We start from the raw sequence: 19,587 nt of genomic DNA, 5'->3' as shown, positions 1-19,587 counted from the left end.
TTTATATCGCCGGTGTAATAAGTGCGTCGATTGACTCGGCCGCAACACTGATCGCAAGGACACAGAGCTGCCCATGACCGGCGTAAACGAGATTCGCGAGACCTTTCTTTCCTTCTTCGAGAAGCGAGGGCACCTGCGTCAGGCATCTGCGCCGCTCATCCCGCAGAACGATCCCACCCTGCTCTTCGTCAATGCGGGCATGGTGCCGTTCAAGAACATCTTTACCGGCGCTGAAACGCCTCCGGGGCCTCGTGCGACGACATCGCAAAAATGTGTGCGCGCTGGCGGCAAGCACAATGACCTCGACAATGTCGGCTATACGGCGCGCCACCACACCTTCTTTGAAATGCTGGGCAATTTCTCCTTCGGCGACTATTTCAAGGAAGACGCAATCGAATTCGGCTGGGAACTGTGCACGAAGGAATTCGCGCTCGACCCGAAAAAGCTGCTCGTCACGGTCTATGCCGAAGACGATGAAGCCGCCACGCTCTGGAAAAAGATTGCCGGCCTCGATGATTCCCGGATCATCCGGATCGGCACATCCGACAATTTCTGGTCGATGGGCGATACTGGTCCGTGCGGACCCTGTTCGGAAATCTTCTATGATCATGGCGAAAGCGTCGCTGGAGGCCCTCCCGGTAGCCCGGATGAGGATGGCGACCGGTTCATCGAAATCTGGAACCTGGTCTTCATGCAGTTCGACCAGCAGGCCGATGGTTCGCGCAAGAATCTCCCCAAGCCTTCCATCGACACGGGCATGGGGCTGGAGCGGATTTCGGCCGTTCTGCAGGGCGTCCACAACAATTACGATATCGACCTGTTCAAATCGCTGATCGCGGCCGAGGAAGACCTCTATGGCGCGAAGGCTGCGGGCGATCAGCTTGCCTCCTTCCGTGTCATCGCCGACCATTTGCGCACATCCGCTTTCCTGATTGCCGATGGCGTCCTGCCGTCGAATGAGGGGCGTGGCTATGTCCTGCGTCGCATCATGCGTCGCGCGATGCGCCACGGTCACCTGCTTGGCGCGCGCGAACCGCTGATGTACAAGCTCGCCCCGGCGCTGATCTCGGAAATGGGCAAGGCGTATCCTGAGCTCGGCCGCGCCAAAGCCGCCATTGAATCCGCCCTCGAACAGGAAGAGGCTCGCTTCCAGCGCACTTTGGGCAATGGCTTGTCGCTGCTCGACAAGGAAACGGCGGACATGAAGGCCGGCGATGCGCTGCCGGGCGACGTCGCCTTCAAACTGTCCGACACGTATGGTTTCCCACTCGACCTCACGCAGGACATCCTGCGCGGTCGGGAGATGAGCGTCGATGTTGATGGTTTTGAAACCGCGCTCGAGCAACAGCGCCAGGATAGCCGCGCAGCAGGATTCTCCTCCGGAGATCAGGCAACGGATGATATCTGGTTCCGCGTCCGCGACGATGCGGGCGCCACAAGTTTCACCGGCTATGATGGCACCGAAGGCAAGGGCAAGCTGGTCGCAATCGCTGCTGGCGGCGCACGGGTTGATGCACTGTCTGCCGGCCCGGCCGAACTCGTTTTCGACACAACGCCTTTCTATGCAGAATCCGGTGGGCAGGCCGGCGACCACGGTGAGATAGTGTTCGGTAACGGCGCGCGCTTCATCGTGCGCGATGTCCAGAAGCGCGCAGGTGACCTGCACGTTCACATCGGGGAGCTTGTCTCGGGCGAAGCCAGGCTCGGCGACACGGCCAGCCTGCATGTCGATGCCGCCCGCCGCCGCGCCATCATGGCGAACCATTCTGCAACCCACATCATGCATGCTGCCTTGCGCAATGTGCTCGGCGAACATGTCACGCAGAAGGGCTCACTGGTCGAGGCTGATCGCTTTCGTTTTGATTTTTCGCACAATGGTCCGATGACGCCAGCAGAACTCGAAGCGGTCGAGGATGAAGTCAACGCCCAGATTCGCGAAAACCACCCGACGGGCATTCAGGTAACTTCACCTGACAAAGCCATCGAAGCGGGGGCACTTGCATTGTTCGGTGAGAAGTATGGCGACGAAGTCCGTGTGCTGTCCATGGGCACCGGCGATGCACGGCGCTATTCGGTTGAACTGTGCGGCGGCACCCATGTCGAGCGTGCCGGGGATATCGGCGTATTCGTGATCATGTCAGAGAGTGGTGTGTCGGCAGGCGTGCGCCGAATCGAAGCGGCAACAGGCGCCGAGGCGCTGGCCTATCTCAAGGGACGTGCCCAGATTGCGGTAGACCTTGCCGAGAGCTTGAAAGTTCCGCTCAAGGATGTCCCGCGCCGAGTGGCTGCGCTCGGCGAGGAGCGCAGGTCGCTGGAAAAAGAACTGGCCGACGTCAAGCGCAAGCTCGCCATGGGCGGCGGCGGTGGCGCGCCGGCCGGGCCGGAAGAGATCAATGGCGTGAAACTGATGGCGCGCATTGCTGAAGGTGTGGGCGGCAAGGAGTTGCGCACGCTGGTGGATGAGGCCAAGGCCCAGATCGGATCTGGCATCGTGGCCTTTGTCGGCGTCGCCGATGGCAAGGCCGGTGTTGCCGTTGGGGTGACCAAGGACCTGACCGACACCTATTCGGCGGTCGATCTCGTCAAGGCGGCCAGCGAGGCGCTTGGTGGAAAGGGCGGTGGCGGACGGCCTGACATGGCTCAGGCTGGCGGCCCTGATACCGACAAGGCCGACGATGCGCTCGCCGCTGTTCGCGCGGCGATTGCGGGCTGATCCCCTCACGCGAACCGATTGACTCCCGCCACAGGGCGCCTATGTAGAGGCCCCGTGGTGATTTGGTCGGTCGGCTTGCAGCCACGTTAAACAACTTGCTAAAAGGCTGCGCGGGAAATCCGAACACGCTCACAGCAAGATTCCGACTGGCCGAAACTGGTAGCGGAGTAGAGCCTATGCCCATTCGAATTCCTGACGGTTTGCCCGCGCGCGACCTGCTCGTGCGTGAAGGCGTGCAGGTGCTCGATGAATCCATCGCAACGCGTCAGGATATTCGCCCGATGCGGATTGCGCTGCTCAATCTGATGCCGAACAAGATCGAGACTGAATCCCAGATCGCCCGCCTTGTCGGCGCGACGCCGCTGCAGGTGGAGTTGACCCTGGTGCGCATCGGCAGCCATGTGGCGCGCAACACGCCGGAGGATCACCTCATCTCCTTCTACCATACCTGGGATGAGGTTAAGGATCGCAAGTTTGACGGCTTTATCATTACCGGTGCGCCGATTGAGACCCTGCCGTTCGAGGACGTCACCTATTGGGACGAGCTGACAAAAATTCTCGACTGGACCGAGACTCATGTTCATTCCAGCTTCTTCATCTGTTGGGGGGCCATGGCGGCCGTGCATCATTTCCATGGCGTGCCTAAGCATACTCTCGAAGAGAAGGCGTTTGGTGTCTATCGCCACCACAACCGCAAACCGGAATCTCCGTTCCTCACGGGATTTTCGGATGATTTCTCGATCTCGGTATCTCGATGGACCGAAGTGCGCCGCGAGGATATTCCATCCGGCAGTGGTCTGAATGTCCTGATGGAGAGTGACGAGACCGGGCTCTGCCTGTTGCATGAGGCGCGCGGCAACCGGCTTTATATCTTCAACCACATTGAATACGACTCGACCTCTCTGGAGAATGAGTATCGCCGAGATGTGGCGTCAGGTAAGCAGATTGCTGTGCCGGCCAATTACTTCCCGGATGACGACCCCAGCCGCACGCCGAAAAATCGGTGGCGATCTCACGCCTTTCTTCTGTTTGGAAACTGGATCAACCAGATGTACCAGACCACGCCCTATAATCTGGAAGATATCGGGACGGATCGTGCCGGTGATAGCAAGACCAGATAGCCGGTTTTGGTGGGTAGACGGTAAGCGTTGGGTGGTCAGGCGACAGCGGGCAATAATGGCTCGTCATTGCCCGGTTCCCACTGGGCATATTTCGCCATCACACTCTTGAACAGGGCGCTCTGCTTGTGACCGTCCAGCCAGACCTGTAGCGCAGGCAAATCCTGCGCCCGGAACCAGTCCATGTCGGTATGCGCATACTGGCGAACGAAAGGAAATATCGCCATATCGGCCAGGCTGCGCGTTGGCCGCACAAGCTGGCCGCCATGTGCTTCCAGCCTTGAGTTAAGGTCCCCAAGTATCTCGAGCCCCGCCTCCCGCGCCGCGCCGGGGACAAGATCTTCGTCGGAATACCGGTTGGGGTATTTATAGCGGTCCAGCGCGTGCTTGAACGCGCCATCATTGCGAGAGATCAACATGTCCGTCGTTTCCGGGTCTGCCGCCAGCCAGCCCTCGGGGTCATTCTGTGCCAGCGCCCACCGCATCACGTCGAGGCTCTCGTCCACGACCTCACCAGAGGTCGTTACCAGAACCGGCACCGTGCCCTTGGGGCTGGCGGCCAGCATGTCGGCGGGCTTGTCGCGGAGTACCACTTCACGAACATGGACTGGCAGACCTGCCATCGACAGACCCATTCGTCCACGCATCGCATAGGGACAGCGCCGGAACGTATAGAGGATGTGTCCTGGCGCGCTCACGCGTCTTCGCTCCGCCGCGCCTCCGGGCCCATATGCTCCTGGCCTCGCTTGCGGGCAAGGTCGATTTGCTTCTGGCGTTCGGCGAAACGTGCGCGCTGTTCATCGCTCATTTCGTCAATACAGTGCGGGCAGGAAACGCCGGGTACATAGGCGGCCTCCGCCTTGTCTTCATCCGTGATCGGCCGTTTGCAGGCATGGCACATATCATAGCTGCCGGGGGTGAGATTATGGCGCACCGACACGCGTTCGTCGAAGACGAAACATTCGCCGCGCCATTTGCTGTCGGTCTCCGGAACGGTCTCGAGATATTTCAGAATGCCGCCTTTCAGGTGGAACACGTCGTCAATGCCTTCGGCCTTTACAAAGCTGGTCGCCTTTTCACAGCGGATGCCGCCGGTGCAGAACATGGCGACCTTGGGCGTGCGTCCTTCGGCTTCCAGCCGCTCACGGAACTTGCGGAACCAGTCCGGAAATTCGCGGAAAGTTTTTGTCTCCGGATCGATCGCGCCTTCGAACGTGCCGATAGAATATTCATAATCATTGCGCGTATCGATCAGCACAGTGTCCGGGTCGCTGATGAGGTCGTTCCACTCGGTTGGCTCGACATAGGTGCCGACCAGCGCATTCGGGTCTGTGCCCTGTATGCCCATGGTCACGATTTCCTTTTTCAGGCGCACTTTGAGGCGCAGAAAGGGCATATCGGCGGCTTCGGAAAACTTCGCCTCAAGATCCGCCGCGCCCGGTACGGCGCGTAAACAGGCGAGCGCCGCCTCGATGCCCTTGGCGGTTCCGGCAATCGTGCCGTTCATACCTTCGGAAGCGAGCAGGACTGTGCCCTTCACGCCTGCGGTGTCCAGCAGTTTGGCAAGCTCGGGCTGCCGAGCCTCGAAGTCCGGAAAGGAAAAGAATTTGTAGAAGGCAGCAATCGTGTAAGTCATGCCGGGCCTTATGCCAGAATGTTGGACAGATTTGAATATCCGGCCGCAGACAGGTTGCTATGCCTGTTCGGATAATATGCGGGGCAACTTGAAGGTCACCGTCTCGCGTGCGGTTTCGATTTTTTCCACGGACACTTCGAAGCGCTCAGAGCAGGCATTGATCACACCCTGCACCAGATCTTCCGGCGCGCTGGCCCCGGCCGTCAGGCCAAGTATGCTCACGCCTTCGAACCAGGCCCAGTCGATATTCTCGGCGCTGGCGACCAGCTCTGCCCGTGCGGCGCCTGCGCGCTTGGCCACTTCGACCAGGCGGACCGAATTCGAGCTGGTCGTCGCCCCGATCACGAGAACGAGATCTGTGCCGGGCGCGAACGACTTCACCGCTTCCTGACGATTGGTGGTGGCGTAGCAGATATCTTCCTTGTGAGGGCTCGAAATGCCCGGAAAGCGCGTCTGCAGCGCCGCCACGATGTCTGCTGTATCGTCAACAGAGAGGGTTGTCTGGGTCACGAAAGCGACATTGTCCGGATTCTTTGGCGCGAAGCTCGCCACGTCTTCAACGGTCTCGATCAGGGTCATTGTATCACCCGGCAGCTGTCCCATCGTGCCGATGACTTCCGGGTGTCCGGCATGGCCGATCAGCACAATTTCACGGCCTTCCCGGTGATGGCGCTCGGCTTCGACATGCACTTTGGAGACGAGTGGGCAGGTAGCGTCGACAAAGATCATGTTGCGGCGCTGGGCTTCGGCCGGCACGGATTTCGGCACGCCATGGGCGGAGAATATCACAGGGCGATCTTCCGGGCATTCGTCCAGTTCTTCGACAAAGATAGCGCCCAGATCCTCGAGTCGGCTCACCACATGGGCATTGTGGACGATTTCGTGGCGCACATAGACCGGCGCGCCCCACTTTTCGAGCGCTTCCTCGACGATCTGGATGGCCCGATCAACGCCAGCGCAGAAGCCGCGCGGCGCCGCAAGTCGGATCACAAGAGGCTGCCTGTCGTTCATTTCATCCTACTTCCTGCCTGCGGGCGTTGCGCCGAGACGTCTGGGCCTTTAACACATCTGCAGCAACAGATGGACAGGCCTTTGCATGAGGCCAAGAAGGACACGCCGACGCATGATCAAATATGCCCCACTTCTCGCCGCGGTCATTCTCACTGGCTGTGGTGCCGGAAAGATCGCGGACAGTTTCGATACGCGCCAGAATGCCGGCCCGTGCCCACCCGTCGGTGCCCTCTATGATTCGTCGCGCTATGTCGAATTTGATGGTGGTGGCGAGCTGTATTCGAATATCGAATTTACGGGTGAAATCATCGATGTACGGCTGTTCTGTCGGTATGTTGAGGACAATCCACTGGAAGCTGAAGTTGAGATCGATTTTGCGTTCGGCAAGGGCCCGGCAGCGGATTCCAATGCCCACACTTACCCTTACTACGTCGCGGTCACGCGCCGGAACGGCAAAGTACTGGCAAAGAAATACTTCAATACCGAGGGCAACTTCGGCGGCCAGAACCTGACCGGAAAAACCGAAGTTATCGGCACAATCGAAATTCCGCGCGTGGATGAGTCGATTTCGGGCACGAACTTCGAAGTCGTCGTAGGGTTCGAGCTGACCCAAGAGCAATTGGAATTCAACCGCGCGGGCAAGCGTTTCCGCATGGATGCCGGACAGTAAGCAATGGCCAGTCTGATCAATGATCTGTCGGTGGCCGCCAGCGCCGCCTTTGAGGCCATGGGACTGGAGTCGAAATGGGGCGCTGTGCGCCGCTCTGACAAGCCGGAATTCGCGGACTTCCAGTGTAATGGCGCAATGGGGGCGGCCAAGTCGGCTGGCAAGAACCCGCGCGAGATTGCCGGTGAGATCGCGGCGACACTGAAAGATCATCCCATGGTCCTGTCGGCAGAAGTCGCCGGGCCGGGCTTCATCAATATCCGCGTCTCCGACGAGGCGATGTCGGCGCGTGCTGCGGGCATCCTCTCGGACGACATGGCGGGCGGCGAACTGGCGGCTGACCCGAAGGTCACTGTGATCGATTTTGGTGGCCCGAACGTGGCCAAGCCGATGCATGTCGGACATCTGCGCTCCGCCGTGATCGGCGACACATTGGTGCGACTACTCCGTTTTCTCGGCGACAAGGTAACAGGCGACACCCATCTCGGCGACTGGGGGCTCCAGATGGGCCACCTCGTGACCGAACTCTATGACGAGCAGCCCGACCTTATCTATTTCGACGCCGTCTATGAGGGCCCGTATCCGGAACAGCCACCTGTCACGATCGAAGACCTCGCACGCCTCTATCCGGCGGCTAGCAACAAGGCCAAGGCTGATGCGGCGCGCAATGAGCGCAGCCAGAAGGCTGTGGCCGAACTCCAGGCCGGGCGGCCGGGTTATCGTGCCCTGCTGAGGCACTTCATCGATGTGTCGGTTGCGGCGCTCAAGATCGACTATGAATTCCTGAATGTCCATTTCGACCTGTGGAAGGGGGAAAGCGATGTCGATCACCTGATCCCGGGTCTCGTTGAGAAGTTCAAGGACGCAGGCCTTTCCGAAGAAGATGATGGCGCCGTCATTGTCCGCATCGAGCGTGAGAGCGACAAGAAGGACATGCCGCCGATCATGCTGGTCAACAGCCGCGGCGGCACGGGCTATCATACCACCGACCTTGCGACGATTGAGGACCGGATGGAGCATATGGATCCGGTCCCGGAATTGATGCTCTATGTTGTGGACCAACGTCAGGCGCTGCATTTCGAACAGGTTTTCCGCGCCGCGGAATTGCTTGGCCTGATCGATGAAGGCCATATGGAGCACATTGGCTTCGGCACGGTGAACGGTCCCGACGGGAAGCCGTTCAAGACCCGCGAAGGCGGCGTGCTTCGGCTGGCGGACCTCAACGCCATGGCCTTCGAAGAAGCCCAGAAGAAGATTGCGGAAGCCGGAAAGCTGCCGGAAGACATGTCGGAAGACGAGCGCCGGGATGTCGCCGCCAAGGTGGCGCTGGCGGCACTGCGCTTCTCGGACCTGCACAACACCCGGACTAGTAACTACGTCTTTGATCTCGACCGCTTCACGAGCTTTGAGGGCAAGACTGGGCCATATTTGCTCTATGCGGCCGTGCGGATCAAATCGGTCCTGCGCAAGGCAGAAGATGCTGGCCACAAGGCTGGCGAGATCCGGATCGGCCATGACGCCGAACGCGCGCTTGTGTTGCAACTGGATGGCTTCGCGGCGACGCTGCTGCAGGCGCGTGAAAAGCGTATGCCGCACATCCTCTGCGAGCATGTCTACAATCTCGCGCAGGGTTTCAGCGCCTTCTATGCGGCGTTGCCGATCGCATCCGAGCAAGATGCTGGCCTCCGCGCCAGCCGGCTTGCCCTGTCGGCCGCCGTGCTCAAGCAACTCGAAACTGGCCTCGACCTTCTCGGCATTCGCATTCCGGAGCGCATGTAGCTACGTATTGCCTTGGCCCAACTCCTCGCTGATCCTCTTCGGAGAGATCAGTCAGTAGAGGAGTTCCGATATGGCCAAGACCATGCCAGTCCCGGTGGAGACCAGTTCAGACAGCGCGTACCAATGGGAATTTGCATCCCAATGGTCGAAAGCCTGGAAAGTCATCAAATGGTCTGGAGCGGCGCTGCTGACGCTCGCCTTCCTGACCGTGATCGGACAGGGATTTCTGTTCTACCGCCTGTTCGACGACGTGCACCCGGTGCTGGGGTACGCGTTCATCCTGCTGCTGGCGGGATTGTTGCTTTTGCTGGTAGGGCGGCCACTCGCGTCATTCCTGTCCATGCCCGTCGCAGCGAAACCGCCCCATACGCCGTTCGATTTGGATGATCCGGACATCACACTCCTGTCTCAGCGGCTGAAATACGACCTCAAATATCTTGCCATGCTGAAGCGCAATCCGCTCTTGGTCGAGGACGTGGCGTCTATCGAGGAAGGCATGGTGGCCGGGCGCGCTTTGCTGGCCCGGTTCGCGGCGGCGGACATGACAGAGGCCGCCACGGTCGCAGCAGACCTTGAAGCTTTCCAGAAGCGCCATATCGAAATCCATCTCAAGAAACTCGACGCCAAGGTCGACAAGCTGATCCATGCCGAAGCGGTCGGCGTCGGCGTGGCCACGGCTTTCTCCATGAACGGCACCGTTGATGCATTCGTGGTGCTGTGGCGCAATGCGAACCTGATCGCGAAGATTTCCCAGATCTATTTTGGCCGCCCACATTTGGGCGGCACATTGCTGATCCTGCGAGATGTGGCGGCTATCGTCGTGGTGAGCCGCGCGCTGGAGGATGTGACCGACATGACGGGGGATGTGATCGGCGGCCTGTTGGGGCGTATGGGCGGATTGATCGCCGGGCCGGTCATGGACGGAGCGGTAAACGCCATGCTGACCCTGAAGATGGGTTATCTCGCCAAGCGCCGCTGCCGGGCCTTTGAAGGCTGGTCCGCGCGACAGGCCCGCTCGATTTCTGCCGAAGCACTTGCCCGCGTGAAAAAGGAATCCGGCTCGGTCGCGACGGATTTGCTCAAGCGTTGCGGCGGGCTAACCTCCCGCGCCGCTTGGGCGGCAGAGCAGACCATGTCGGGCTCAAAAAATGCGTGGTCGATGGTTCAGGGCTGGTTCGGGCGCAAGGCGACAGAAGTCTGATGCGAGCCGGCCTGCCTGTTCGCTGGGCAGTGTCGGCATTCGGGCAGGCGATTGCTGACTCTCCGCTTGCTGGCCACCAGAATCCACGCTAGTTCGAGTCGCATAGACGAACTCCTCCCGGGAGAGAGCAGGTATCCAATCCTGCCGCCGAAGGCGCAACCGCCCCGGAAACGCTCAGGCAAATGGACCGGGAGAGAGACAACACGCTGGAAAGAGACGGGCTGATTGCGCCGTCTCGCCGAAGGAGCAAGCCCACCAAACCGGGCGGAATCTCTCAGGCGCCCAGGACAGCGGGGGCGACGATGCGCAGCTTCAGGCTGCCCCGTCTCCTTATGAAAGGGCGTCATGGCCGACACGACGACAGAGAATTTGAAGCGTACCCCGCTGCATGCCTTGCACGAAGAGCTGGGCGCGAAGCTTGTGCCGTTCGCAGGCTATGAAATGCCGGTCCAGTACCCGATGGGCGTCAAGGAAGAGCATCTCTGGACACGCACAGAGGCAGGCCTGTTCGACGTCTCCCATATGGGGCCATGCTTCCTGGCGCTTGCTGACGGTATTGGTGGCGGCGATGACGCGCATGCCGAGATTGCGGCGCTAATTGAAACGCTGGTACCGTCAGATATTGCGGGCCTCAAGGAAGGGCAGGCACGCCTGACCGTGTTGCTCAATGAGGAAGGCGGTATCCTGGATGACCTCATCATCACCCGCCCGATCGGCGAAGAGGCGCAGGGTTCGCTCTACATCGTCGTGAACGGCGCTGTGAAGGATGCCGACTGGGCGCTCATTGAGCGGAGCTTTGAAGGCAAGGCCGTGCTGACGCACGCCGATGACCGCATTCTGTTTGCGTTGCAGGGGCCGAAGGCTGCCGACGTGATGAGCGATTTCTTCCCGGGCTGTGAAGAGCTGAAATTTATGCGTCATATGCCGTTCGAGCTGAACGGCTCGCGCTGCATCGTGTCGCGCTGTGGTTATACGGGCGAGGATGGGTTTGAAGTGCTTGTCTCCCCGGAGGCTGGCCTGCCGCTCGTCAAGGAAATGCTGACCGATGACCGGGTGAAGCCTATCGGCCTTGGCGCGCGGGATTCCCTGCGTCTCGAGGCTGGGCTTTGCCTCTATGGCCACGACATGGATACGACCCGCGACCCGATCGAGGCAGACCTTGCCTGGGTGATCCAGAAGAAACGCCGTGAACGCGCCGACTTTCCGGGGGCTGAACGTATTATGAAAGCTCTCGCCGACGGCCCGGCTGAAGTCCGTGTCGGTATCCAGCCCCTGGAGCGCGCGCCAGCCCGCGAGGGAACCGTGATCGAAGTTGGTGGCGAAGCAGTTGGCATTGTCACGTCCGGTGGCTTTGGACCTAGTGTCGATGCGCCCATCGCAATGGGTTATGTGCGCGCAGGCCTGGCTGAGCCTGGCACGAAAATCGACCTGATGGTGAGAGGCAAGGCGCGTCCCGCAGAAGTGTGCGCGCTGCCTTTCGTGGCACACAATTACAAACGCTGAGAGGGAATTGGGCATGACAACTTACTATACTGAAGACCATGAATGGATCACCGTGGATGGCGATGTCGCCACGGTTGGGATCACCAAATACGCCGCCGAGCAGCTCGGCGATGTTGTGTTTGTCGAAGTGCCCGAAGCAGGTGCCAGCTTCGCCAAGGGCGACGACATGGCGGTGGTCGAAAGCGTCAAGGCGGCTTCGGATGTGTACGCACCCGTCGCCGGCGAAGTGGTCGAGGGCAATGCCGCACTCGCCGACGCACCGGAAACGGTCAACGAAGACCCGGAAGGCAAAGGCTGGTTCTGCAAATTGAAACTGGTTGATGCCGGCGAACTTGGATCGCTGATGAATGCGGATGCCTACAAGGCATTTTGTGACGGCCTGTAGGCGTTGATGGAGTAGCACATATGAGATACCTCCCCCTGACCCCGGAAGACCGTGCAGAAATGCTGGCGACCATCGGCGCCAAAACAGTCGATGAATTCTTCACGGACGTACCTGAAGCTGCGCGCCTCGGCAGCACGATTGAAGGCTTGCCGGACCATCAGGGGGAACTCGCCGTCGAGCGCCACATGTCGAATCTCGCGGCCAAGAACCGGTCGGCCTCGTCCGGTCCGTTCTTTGTCGGGGCGGGCGCCTACAAGCGTCATGTTCCGGCTACGGTCGACATGGTGATCCAGCGCTCTGAATTCCTCACCACCTACACGCCATACCAGCCGGAGATTGCGCAGGGCACATTGCAAACCCTATTCGAATTCCAGACTCAGGTTGCGGCGATGACCGCCATGGATGTGGCAAACGCCTCCATGTATGACGGCTCCACAGCCTGTGCCGAGGCGGCGATCATGGCAACCCGCGTGACGCGCCGGAAGAAGGTGATCCTGTCGGGCGGGCTGCACCCGCACTATGCCGCCGCCACCAAAATGGTGTGCGAGGCGCAAGGGTTCGAAGTGTTCCAGTTGCCCGCAACTGTGGATGGAGAGAATGCGCTGGCCGATGCGGTAGACGATCAGACCGCCTGCGTCATCGGCCAGAGCCCGAACATTTTCGGCACGGTGACGGACCTTTCGAAATCTGCCGACGCCGCGCATGAAAAAGGCGCGCTGCTCGTCTCTGTTTTCACCGAAGCGGTCTCTCTGGGCCTCGTCACGCCTCCGGGTGAGATGGGCGCAGACATTGCCGTGGGCGAGGGCCAGTCCATCGGCAACGGCCTCAATTTTGGCGGTCCCTATGTCGGCCTCTTTGCCTGTACCCAGAAGCTGGTGCGCCAGATGCCTGGCCGTCTGTGCGGGGAAACTGTGGACGCCGACGGCAATCGCGGGTTCGTGCTGACGCTCTCGACGCGCGAACAGCATATTCGTCGCGACAAGGCGACTTCGAACATCTGCACCAATTCCGGCCTCTGCGCGCTGGCCTTCACGGCGCACATGACGTTGCTCGGCGGGAAGGGGCTGGAACAGCTGGCCCTGCTGAACCATGAAGCGGCCTGCGATCTTGCCGATGCGCTGGAAGCCGTGCCCGGCGTGGAAATCCTGACGCCGCGCTTCTTCAATGAGTTTGCCTTCCGCACACCGATGGACGCCGAAGCCGTGCTCGCCATGCTGGACGAAGCCGGTGTGGTCGGTGGCGTTCGCGCCAGCCGCCTCTTCCCCGATGGGCATATGGGTGACGTGATTATTTGCGCCGCCACCGAATGCACGACACCGGAAGACATAGCCGCCTATGCCGCCGCCCTGAAGGAGATCATCTGATGACCATGAACACCCAAGGCCGCCCGACATCTCCCGTTTCAGCTGCCAGCCAGTCCGTGGACACCGTGTCCGGCTCGAAAGGCCTGCTGCAAGCCGAGGACCTGATATTCGAGATCGGCACACAAGACACGACCGGCGTTGACCTGCCCAAGCCAAAAAACCGCCGCGCGCAGCCAGCCGACCGGCCTGCCGGGCCTGTCTGAGCCGCAGACGGTGCGCCACTACATGCGCCTCAGTCAGAAGAATTATGCCATCGATCTTGGCCTGTTCCCGCTCGGCAGCTGCACGATGAAACACAATCCGCGTCTCAACGAGAAGCTCGCGCGCTTGCCCGGCTTTGCGGATATCCACCCGCTGCAGCCGCAGGCAACCGTGCAGGGCGCACTGGAACTGATTGATGAACTGGCCACTTGGCTGAAGACACTAACCGGCATGCCTGCGGTTGCGATGAGCCCCAAAGCCGGGGCGCATGGCGAGTTCTGCGGCATGATGGCAATCCGTCAGGCGCTGGTCGCGCGCGGCGAGGCCGAGACCCGCAAGCGCGTGCTGGTACCAGCCTCCGCGCACGGAACGAACCCGGCGACCGCGGTTCAATGCGGTTTCATCGTGGACGAGATCAAGGCCAATGCGCGCGGCCGCGTGGACATGGATGAGTTGAAAGCGAAGCTTGAAATGTCTGATGATATCGCTGGCATCATGCTGACCAATCCGAATACGTGCGGCCTCTTCGAGACCGACATCAAGGAGATCGCCGACCTGATCCATGCGGCTGGCGGATACTTCTATTGCGACGGTGCGAACTTTAACGCCATCGTTGGCCGGGTCCGTCCCGGTGACCTTGGCGTCGATGCGATGCACATCAATCTCCACAAGACTTTCTCCACCCCTCATGGCGGTGGTGGACCGGGGTCCGGACCGACCGTCCTCTCAGATGCACTCGCGCCTTACGCGCCAGTGCCCTTCGTTGTGAAGGATGAAGACGGGGTCTTCCGCCTCGTGGAGGACATGGAAGGTGATGCGAGCGAGAGCTTTGGCCGCATGGTGGCCTTTCATGGCCAGATGGGCATGTTCGTCCGGGCGCTGACCTATATGCTCAGCCACGGCGCAGACGGCTTGAAGCAGGCCTCTGAAGATGCCGTGCTGAACGCCAACTATATTCAGGCGCGCCTGAAATCCGTCATGACACCAGCTTTCGATGGCTATTGCATGCATGAGGCATTGTTCTCCGATGCCTTCACGGCGGACGGGATCGAGACGATTGATATTGCGAAATCCCTCATCGATGAGGGCTACCACCCGATGACCATGTACTTCCCGCTGGTCGTGCATGGGGCGATGCTGATTGAGCCGACCGAGTCAGAATCGAAAGCCGAGCTGGATCGCTTTTGTGACTCGCTGGAGGCGATTGCCCGGCGTGCTGCACAGGGCGATGAAACGATGAAGGGCGCGCCCTATCTCGCCCCGATGCGTCGCTTGGACGAGACGCAGGCCGCCCGCAAGCCTGTGCTCAAGTGGACACCGCCAGAAACGAGTTCCGTCGCGGCGGAATAAGGATCAGGAAGCGTTCTGCACTGTTGGGCGTGACTTTCGGAAGAGCGCGCCCATTGGCCGTTCAAAATAGGTGTAGCTTAGCAGCGAGGCGATAATCGATCCGGTCACGCAGGCAAGTGCAAACGCAACATTGTCGAGCAGGCCGGGATGGCCGAGCTGGAAAACAGGCGCGAGAACGGGAATGTCTCCGAGGCGTCCGAACAGGACCCGTACGGCCACGATGATGATCGTGTGCACAAGGTAGAGCGAATAAGAGGCATCGCCGAGACGGACCATTGCGGCGAGCATCTTTCGCAAGGATGGAAACAGGGCGCGCACGCTGCGAGGTTTAGTCTGACCAGCCAGCCAACCTGTCCAGAACGTGGCAAGCATGCCCACGCCGCCCACCAGAACTGCAACAATAGTGGCATTGACCCGCACGGATAGAGGGGCTGTTTCTCCCAGTCCGTAGAGCTGGAAAACCGCGATACTCAGCAGAGCGCCGACCCCCGCGGGGACCAGCCAAGCCAAACGATCATCAAGCTCCAGCGTAACGAGTCCGTAGATGAGCGCGGCACTCGGCAAGCCGAACATCATGACGCGGCCCCATTGAAGTGTGTAATCGGTTTGGGGCCCCTGCAGGCATAGGGACGCCACCATCCACAGTGTGGCGACCAGCATCACTACGCCACCTCGCCACGCTACTCCGGACGCGACGAGCATTGCTGTGGCGGCGCCGAACAGGAATTCCATGGTCATGGGCGAGAAAAACAGCGATAGGAAATCGGTAACGATCGGGCCGGACAGCCCTGACATCCATCCTGCGATGACTGCAGCTCCCCAGCCAAGCAACGCATAGGGCCACCAGGATCTGCGAAGCAGCAGGACCAGGCTGAACGCCAGATAGAAATAGACTTCATGGATTAGCGTCCACCCCACCACGAGTACCGGCTCCTTTTCCTGTGGAATCAGTAGGAAGGACTTGATGATATAGATCCAGTCTGGCTCCGGACGTGACGTGACTTGCAACGTCTCGACCATATTACCCAACTGGAAATAGCCGAGCAGACCGACTGTGGTGATACCGGCAAACAGCCACCAGACCGGATAGACCCGGGTCAGCCGACGGAACACGAAATTCAGAGCTGTGTGGATGCCGGGCTTCAATTCGTAGGTCACGGCGACCATAATGAAGCCGGAAATAACGAAGAACAGGTCGACCCCGGCGAAACCGTTCGTCACGATGCCGCCAAGCCAAGCGAGCTCGTCGCCACCATTATGGGTGATGCCGCGAATTTCGTGGGCTCGGGTGTGATAGAGAACGACCAGGAGGGCAGCCACTCCACGCAGGACCTGAACTGACTGCAATTTCATTCCGGGCCTCACGCAACACTTCATCCCGCCCTGCGCGCGGAACGAACGGGCAATCTGTAGCAATCAGGTAACGCAGACACCAGACTTTGGCCACATCATGACGATATCGCTGGCGGCGCCCGCTTCTTTTCCCATATTCAGCTTAATGGCCGATGACGAAACCCACATGAACACGGAACAGACCGCAGCTTCCCCAAAGGCTGCGGCGGGGCTGCGCAATGGTGTGAATGTAGCGTTCCGCCAGATTTTGGCGCTTACCGGTCTGATCATGATCGTGGTGGCCATTCCAATCGCTTTCGTCACGCCGATCATTCCTGTTGGCTTGCCGATTGCCATTCTTGGTGTCGTGCTGCTGGGGCGGAACGCGATGTGGGGCAGGCGGTGGATGGAGAGCGTGTTGGCAAGGCATCCCCGGGTCGAACGGTTTGCGCCAAACTGGCTGATGCGCCTGGTGTTCGGCCGAGACAAGAAAGACCCGTCTCAACCGGAACAGTAGAAACAAATTGCGGCAAATCCGGCCGGCCAGGCAAGAATTTCACGCGTGTTTCCGGCTCAGGCCTTGAAGCCGGGAGAAATGTCAGCAGTATGAGCCAAACCTTTCTGCGGACACGGGGCGAAATGAAATGCGAATACTTTATGGGCTGGCCGCTGTTTGCGCTGCGGCACTCCTGCTTTCAGCGTGCGGTGGAGGCGACGATGCCGACAAGGCTGCGTCGTCGGAAGACGCGTTCGACCGCAATCCCTATCCCTCCACATATGCGCCCTATCCGAATGCGCCTGTCCTGATCACCAATGCTACAATCCTCGATGGCGAAGGTAACCTGATCGAAGATGGCAGCCTGCTGTTGCAGGATGGCAAGATCGTCGCACTAGGCGCCGATATCGAAGCCCCGGAGGGTGCCGAGACGATTGATGCGACAGGTCGCTGGGTGACTCCGGGCATTATCGATAATCACAGCCATCTCGGCGTCTATCCCTCGCCCGGTGTGACCGCGCACGGCGATGGCAACGAAATTTCTGCGCCGGTCACGGCCGAAGTGTGGTCGGAGCACGGTGTCTGGCCGCAAGATCCAGGCTTCACGCGGGCGATAGCCGGAGGCATCACCTCGCTCCAGGTGCTGCCGGGCAGCGCAAACTTGTTCGGCGGGCGGGGTGTGATCCTCAAGAACGTGCCGAGCCGGACCGTTCAGGGCATGAAATTTCCGGACGCGCCCTATACGCTGAAAATGGCCTGCGGCGAAAATCCCAAGCGCGTCTATGGTTACGGCGGCGGGCGTTTTCCTGGTGGCGCCCCTTATTCTCGGATGGGCAATGTGGCGGGATACCGGCAAGCTTGGATCAAGGCTGCAGAATACAAGCGCAAATGGGAGAAGTTTGAAGACGAAGGCGGTGAAGCACCTGCGCGTGATCTCGAACTGGACACGCTCGCAGGTGTGCTGAATGGCGACATCCTCGTGCACATGCATTGCTACCGCGCCGATGAGATGGCGCAAATCATGGATATGTCGAAGGAGTTTGGCTACAAGGTCACCGCCTTCCACCACGCCGTCGAAAGCTACAAGATTGCTGACAAACTGGCCGAGTATGGTGCGTGTTCTTCCATGTGGGCCGATTGGTGGGGCTTCAAGATGGAAGCCTATGATGGGGTCCGTGAGAACATCCCGATGGTCCACAAGGCCGGTGCGTGTGCCATCGTCCATTCTGACAGCGATGTCGGCATTCAGCGCCTCAACCAGGAAGCCGCCAAGGCGTGGGCTGATGGTTTGAAGGCAGGTATCGATATACCGAAAGAGGTCGCTTGGACGTGGCTTTCGCTAAACCCGGCCAAATCGCTCGGCATTGATGATCGTACGGGCAGTCTGAAGCCCGGCAAGATGGCGGATGTCGTCGTCTGGTCCGATGACCCGTTCAGCGTCTACGCCAAGGCAGACCAGGTCTTTATTGACGGCGCGCTTATGTTTGACCGCGACCATCCTGAGACCAATCCTGTGATGGATTTTGAAATCGGCCAACCTGGTGAAGGAGATCGCAAATGATCCGTACACTATTTACAAGCGTTGCGGCCTTGGGTCTCGCAGCGGCGCCCGCGTTCGCCGATACGTTCGTCATTCGCGGTGAAACAGTCTGGACCGGCACCGCTCAAGGTACGATCGAAAATGGTGTTGTTGTCATCGAGGACGACCGAATTGTCACGGTCGGCGGGGCAGATACTGAAGTGCCAGGTGGCGCCACCGAGATTTCCGCTAAATGGGTGACACCTGGCCTGATCGCCTCCTTTGCCCGTACAGGCCTGGTTGAAGTTGGCGCGGAAGATTCCACGAATGACACGGCGGCGGCGATGTCTCCGTTTTCAGCGGCGCTAAATGCAGCCGATGGGTTCAATCCGGACGCCACTGCGATTGATGTCACGCGGATCGAAGGTTTCACGCGCCTGGTTGTCGTACCCAATACTGGCAATGCGCTGTTTGCCGGGCAGGGTTTCGTGGCTGATACAAGCGGTGATCTCGATACGGAGCTGGATGAGAAGGCATTTACTTTCATCAAGCTCGGTGAAGCAGGTGCGAGCCTCGCTGGCGGCTCCCGGCAGTCCGCCATGGCGCTGCTGCGGGCTGCGCTGGATGATGCGCGGAGTTATCCAGCGCGCTACATCACGCAGAATGATGGCGCGGTTCTGAACCGGATTGATGCCCAGGCGCTGTCGTCCGCCGCACGGGGCCAGCAGTTGATCTTGATTGAAGCGAGTCGCGCCAGTGACTTGAATGCCGTAATGGATCTGGCTGAGGAGGAGCCGTCACTGAAGATCGTGATTGTCGGCGCGGACGAAGCGTGGCGCGTGGCACCGCGGCTGGCTGAGATGAATATTCCTGTGATAATCAATGCGTTTTCCAACCTTCCGGGCTCGTTTGAGAAATTGGCGGCGACGTCGGAGAATGCGGCGCGACTGGCCGCAGCGGGCGTAACATTCGCTATCGCCAATGTTGGGGACAGCAGCCATCAGGCGCGCCTTGCGACACAGTTGGCTGGCAATGCGGTTGCCAACGGACTGAGCTTCGACGATGCCTTGGCGGCGCTAACCAGTGCCCCAGCGGACATGTTCGGCCTGACGGGGTATGGTCGCCTCGCGCCCGGCGCACCTGCCGATGTGGTTGGCTGGGACGGGGATCCACTAGAGGTCGTGTCTGCACCCATCGCCGTTATCATAGCCGGCGAGCAGCAGTCACTTGAGTCCCGCCAAACGCGTCTGCGTGATCGTTATCTCAGCCTTGAGGAGAGTGAGCGGCCGCGCGCTTATACACGGCCTTAACA

The 19,587-nt window shown here is 60.0% G+C and carries 15 protein-coding genes, 1 pseudogene and 2 riboswitches; of the genes and pseudogenes, 12 read left to right on the top strand and 4 right to left on the bottom strand.

The window, feature by feature from the left end:
• Positions 1 to 73: 73 nt before the first annotated feature.
• Both alaS and metA read left to right on the top strand, forming a co-directional pair.
• On the top strand, positions 74 to 2,713 hold the full coding sequence (gene alaS, locus L53_RS08430; protein ID WP_034814066.1) for an alanine--tRNA ligase: 2,640 nt from the start codon (positions 74 to 76) through the stop codon (positions 2,711 to 2,713).
• Between the two features lie 44 nt (positions 2,714 to 2,757).
• A riboswitch (SAM riboswitch) is annotated at positions 2,758 to 2,835 on the top strand.
• Positions 2,836 to 2,889: 54 nt separating this feature from the next.
• The gene (gene metA, locus L53_RS08425; protein ID WP_034814065.1) at positions 2,890 to 3,834 is read left to right on the top strand and encodes a homoserine O-succinyltransferase; all 945 of its coding nucleotides are present in this window, start codon (positions 2,890 to 2,892) and stop codon (positions 3,832 to 3,834) included.
• 35 nt (positions 3,835 to 3,869) lie between these two features.
• On the opposite strand, the gene L53_RS08420 is transcribed toward metA, so the two are convergent.
• From L53_RS08420 to ispH, 3 genes are read right to left on the bottom strand one after another with little or no spacing between them, the layout of a single operon-like run.
• The gene (locus L53_RS08420) at positions 3,870 to 4,529 is read right to left on the bottom strand and encodes a glutathione S-transferase (RefSeq protein ID WP_034814064.1); all 660 of its coding nucleotides are present in this window, start codon (positions 4,527 to 4,529) and stop codon (positions 3,870 to 3,872) included.
• Positions 4,526 to 5,467 carry a rhodanese-related sulfurtransferase gene (locus L53_RS08415; RefSeq protein WP_051607725.1) on the bottom strand — a complete coding sequence of 314 codons (942 nt, stop codon included), beginning with the start codon at positions 5,465 to 5,467 and terminating at the stop codon, positions 4,526 to 4,528. Before L53_RS08415 ends, L53_RS08420 begins: the two co-directional genes overlap by 4 nt.
• A gap of 57 nt (positions 5,468 to 5,524) precedes the next feature.
• A complete protein-coding gene (ispH, locus tag L53_RS08410; protein WP_034814062.1) occupies positions 5,525 to 6,478 on the bottom strand; it encodes a 4-hydroxy-3-methylbut-2-enyl diphosphate reductase in 954 nt (317 codons plus the stop codon).
• 112 nt (positions 6,479 to 6,590) lie between these two features.
• Here ispH and L53_RS08405 point away from each other — a divergent pair, with 112 nt between their 5' ends.
• From L53_RS08405 to gcvPB, 7 genes and pseudogenes are all read left to right on the top strand, one after another.
• Entirely contained in the window at positions 6,591 to 7,148 is a 558-nt protein-coding gene (locus L53_RS08405; protein WP_233347669.1) for a hypothetical protein, read from the top strand.
• A gap of 3 nt (positions 7,149 to 7,151) precedes the next feature.
• Positions 7,152 to 8,924: an arginine--tRNA ligase gene (gene argS / locus L53_RS08400; RefSeq protein ID WP_034814061.1), complete on the top strand. Its 1,773-nt coding sequence runs from the start codon at positions 7,152 to 7,154 to the stop codon at positions 8,922 to 8,924.
• Positions 8,925 to 8,994: 70 nt separating this feature from the next.
• On the top strand, positions 8,995 to 10,125 hold the full coding sequence (locus tag L53_RS08395) for a DUF697 domain-containing protein (RefSeq protein WP_034814060.1): 1,131 nt from the start codon (positions 8,995 to 8,997) through the stop codon (positions 10,123 to 10,125).
• A gap of 108 nt (positions 10,126 to 10,233) precedes the next feature.
• Positions 10,234 to 10,325: riboswitch (glycine riboswitch) on the top strand.
• 145 nt (positions 10,326 to 10,470) lie between these two features.
• Positions 10,471 to 11,628, top strand: a complete 1,158-nt coding sequence (gene gcvT, locus L53_RS08390; RefSeq protein ID WP_034814057.1) for a glycine cleavage system aminomethyltransferase GcvT — start codon at positions 10,471 to 10,473, stop codon at positions 11,626 to 11,628.
• Between the two features lie 13 nt (positions 11,629 to 11,641).
• Positions 11,642 to 12,013 carry a glycine cleavage system protein GcvH gene (gcvH, locus tag L53_RS08385; protein ID WP_034814055.1) on the top strand — a complete coding sequence of 124 codons (372 nt, stop codon included), beginning with the start codon at positions 11,642 to 11,644 and terminating at the stop codon, positions 12,011 to 12,013.
• 20 nt (positions 12,014 to 12,033) lie between these two features.
• Complete coding sequence (gene gcvPA, locus L53_RS08380) at positions 12,034 to 13,377, top strand: aminomethyl-transferring glycine dehydrogenase subunit GcvPA (protein ID WP_034814053.1); 1,344 nt, start codon at positions 12,034 to 12,036, stop codon at positions 13,375 to 13,377.
• Positions 13,377 to 14,928: pseudogene (gene gcvPB, locus L53_RS08375) on the top strand (aminomethyl-transferring glycine dehydrogenase subunit GcvPB). Before gcvPA ends, gcvPB begins: the two are co-directional and overlap by 1 nt.
• 3 nt (positions 14,929 to 14,931) lie before the next feature.
• On the opposite strand, the gene L53_RS16365 reads toward gcvPB, so the two are convergent.
• Positions 14,932 to 16,281, bottom strand: a complete 1,350-nt coding sequence (locus tag L53_RS16365; RefSeq protein WP_051607724.1) for an acyltransferase — start codon at positions 16,279 to 16,281, stop codon at positions 14,932 to 14,934.
• Between the two features lie 166 nt (positions 16,282 to 16,447).
• Between L53_RS16365 and L53_RS08365 the strand changes: the two genes are divergently transcribed.
• The 3 genes from L53_RS08365 to L53_RS08355 all read left to right on the top strand — a co-directional run bounded on the left by L53_RS08365 (position 16,448) and on the right by L53_RS08355 (position 19,585).
• Positions 16,448 to 16,777 (top strand): hypothetical protein, encoded by a 330-nt coding sequence (locus tag L53_RS08365; RefSeq protein WP_051607757.1) that lies wholly within the window; start codon positions 16,448 to 16,450, stop codon positions 16,775 to 16,777.
• Positions 16,778 to 16,904: 127 nt separating this feature from the next.
• Positions 16,905 to 18,317 carry an amidohydrolase gene (locus tag L53_RS08360; RefSeq protein ID WP_034814051.1) on the top strand — a complete coding sequence of 471 codons (1,413 nt, stop codon included), beginning with the start codon at positions 16,905 to 16,907 and terminating at the stop codon, positions 18,315 to 18,317.
• Positions 18,314 to 19,585, top strand: a complete 1,272-nt coding sequence (locus L53_RS08355; protein WP_034814049.1) for an amidohydrolase family protein — start codon at positions 18,314 to 18,316, stop codon at positions 19,583 to 19,585. Before L53_RS08360 ends, L53_RS08355 begins: the two co-directional genes overlap by 4 nt.
• The last annotated feature ends 2 nt before the right edge of the window (positions 19,586 to 19,587 follow it).

Origin of the sequence: Hyphomonas sp. L-53-1-40, from assembly GCF_000682775.1 — a bacterium.
Classification (GTDB): Bacteria; Pseudomonadota; Alphaproteobacteria; order Caulobacterales; family Hyphomonadaceae; genus Hyphomonas.
This window is presented reverse-complemented; position numbering and strand designations above follow the sequence as displayed.

What these genes read in the sequence shown, in the direction of transcription:
- alaS (WP_034814066.1), top strand. Translation starts at nt 74, where the DNA reads ATGACCGGCGTAAACGAGATTCGCGAGACCTTTCTTTCCTTCTTCGAG.
- metA (WP_034814065.1), top strand. Translation starts at nt 2,890, where the DNA reads ATGCCCATTCGAATTCCTGACGGTTTGCCCGCGCGCGACCTGCTCGTG.
- L53_RS08415 (WP_051607725.1), bottom strand. Translation starts at nt 5,467, where the DNA reads ATGACTTACACGATTGCTGCCTTCTACAAATTCTTTTCCTTTCCGGAC.
- ispH (WP_034814062.1), bottom strand. Translation starts at nt 6,478, where the DNA reads ATGAACGACAGGCAGCCTCTTGTGATCCGACTTGCGGCGCCGCGCGGC.
- L53_RS08405 (WP_233347669.1), top strand. Translation starts at nt 6,591, where the DNA reads ATGATCAAATATGCCCCACTTCTCGCCGCGGTCATTCTCACTGGCTGT.
- argS (WP_034814061.1), top strand. Translation starts at nt 7,152, where the DNA reads ATGGCCAGTCTGATCAATGATCTGTCGGTGGCCGCCAGCGCCGCCTTT.
- L53_RS08395 (WP_034814060.1), top strand. Translation starts at nt 8,995, where the DNA reads ATGGCCAAGACCATGCCAGTCCCGGTGGAGACCAGTTCAGACAGCGCG.
- gcvT (WP_034814057.1), top strand. Translation starts at nt 10,471, where the DNA reads ATGGCCGACACGACGACAGAGAATTTGAAGCGTACCCCGCTGCATGCC.
- gcvH (WP_034814055.1), top strand. Translation starts at nt 11,642, where the DNA reads ATGACAACTTACTATACTGAAGACCATGAATGGATCACCGTGGATGGC.
- gcvPA (WP_034814053.1), top strand. Translation starts at nt 12,034, where the DNA reads ATGAGATACCTCCCCCTGACCCCGGAAGACCGTGCAGAAATGCTGGCG.
- L53_RS16365 (WP_051607724.1), bottom strand. Translation starts at nt 16,281, where the DNA reads ATGAAATTGCAGTCAGTTCAGGTCCTGCGTGGAGTGGCTGCCCTCCTG.
- L53_RS08365 (WP_051607757.1), top strand. Translation starts at nt 16,448, where the DNA reads ATGAACACGGAACAGACCGCAGCTTCCCCAAAGGCTGCGGCGGGGCTG.
- L53_RS08360 (WP_034814051.1), top strand. Translation starts at nt 16,905, where the DNA reads ATGCGAATACTTTATGGGCTGGCCGCTGTTTGCGCTGCGGCACTCCTG.
- L53_RS08355 (WP_034814049.1), top strand. Translation starts at nt 18,314, where the DNA reads ATGATCCGTACACTATTTACAAGCGTTGCGGCCTTGGGTCTCGCAGCG.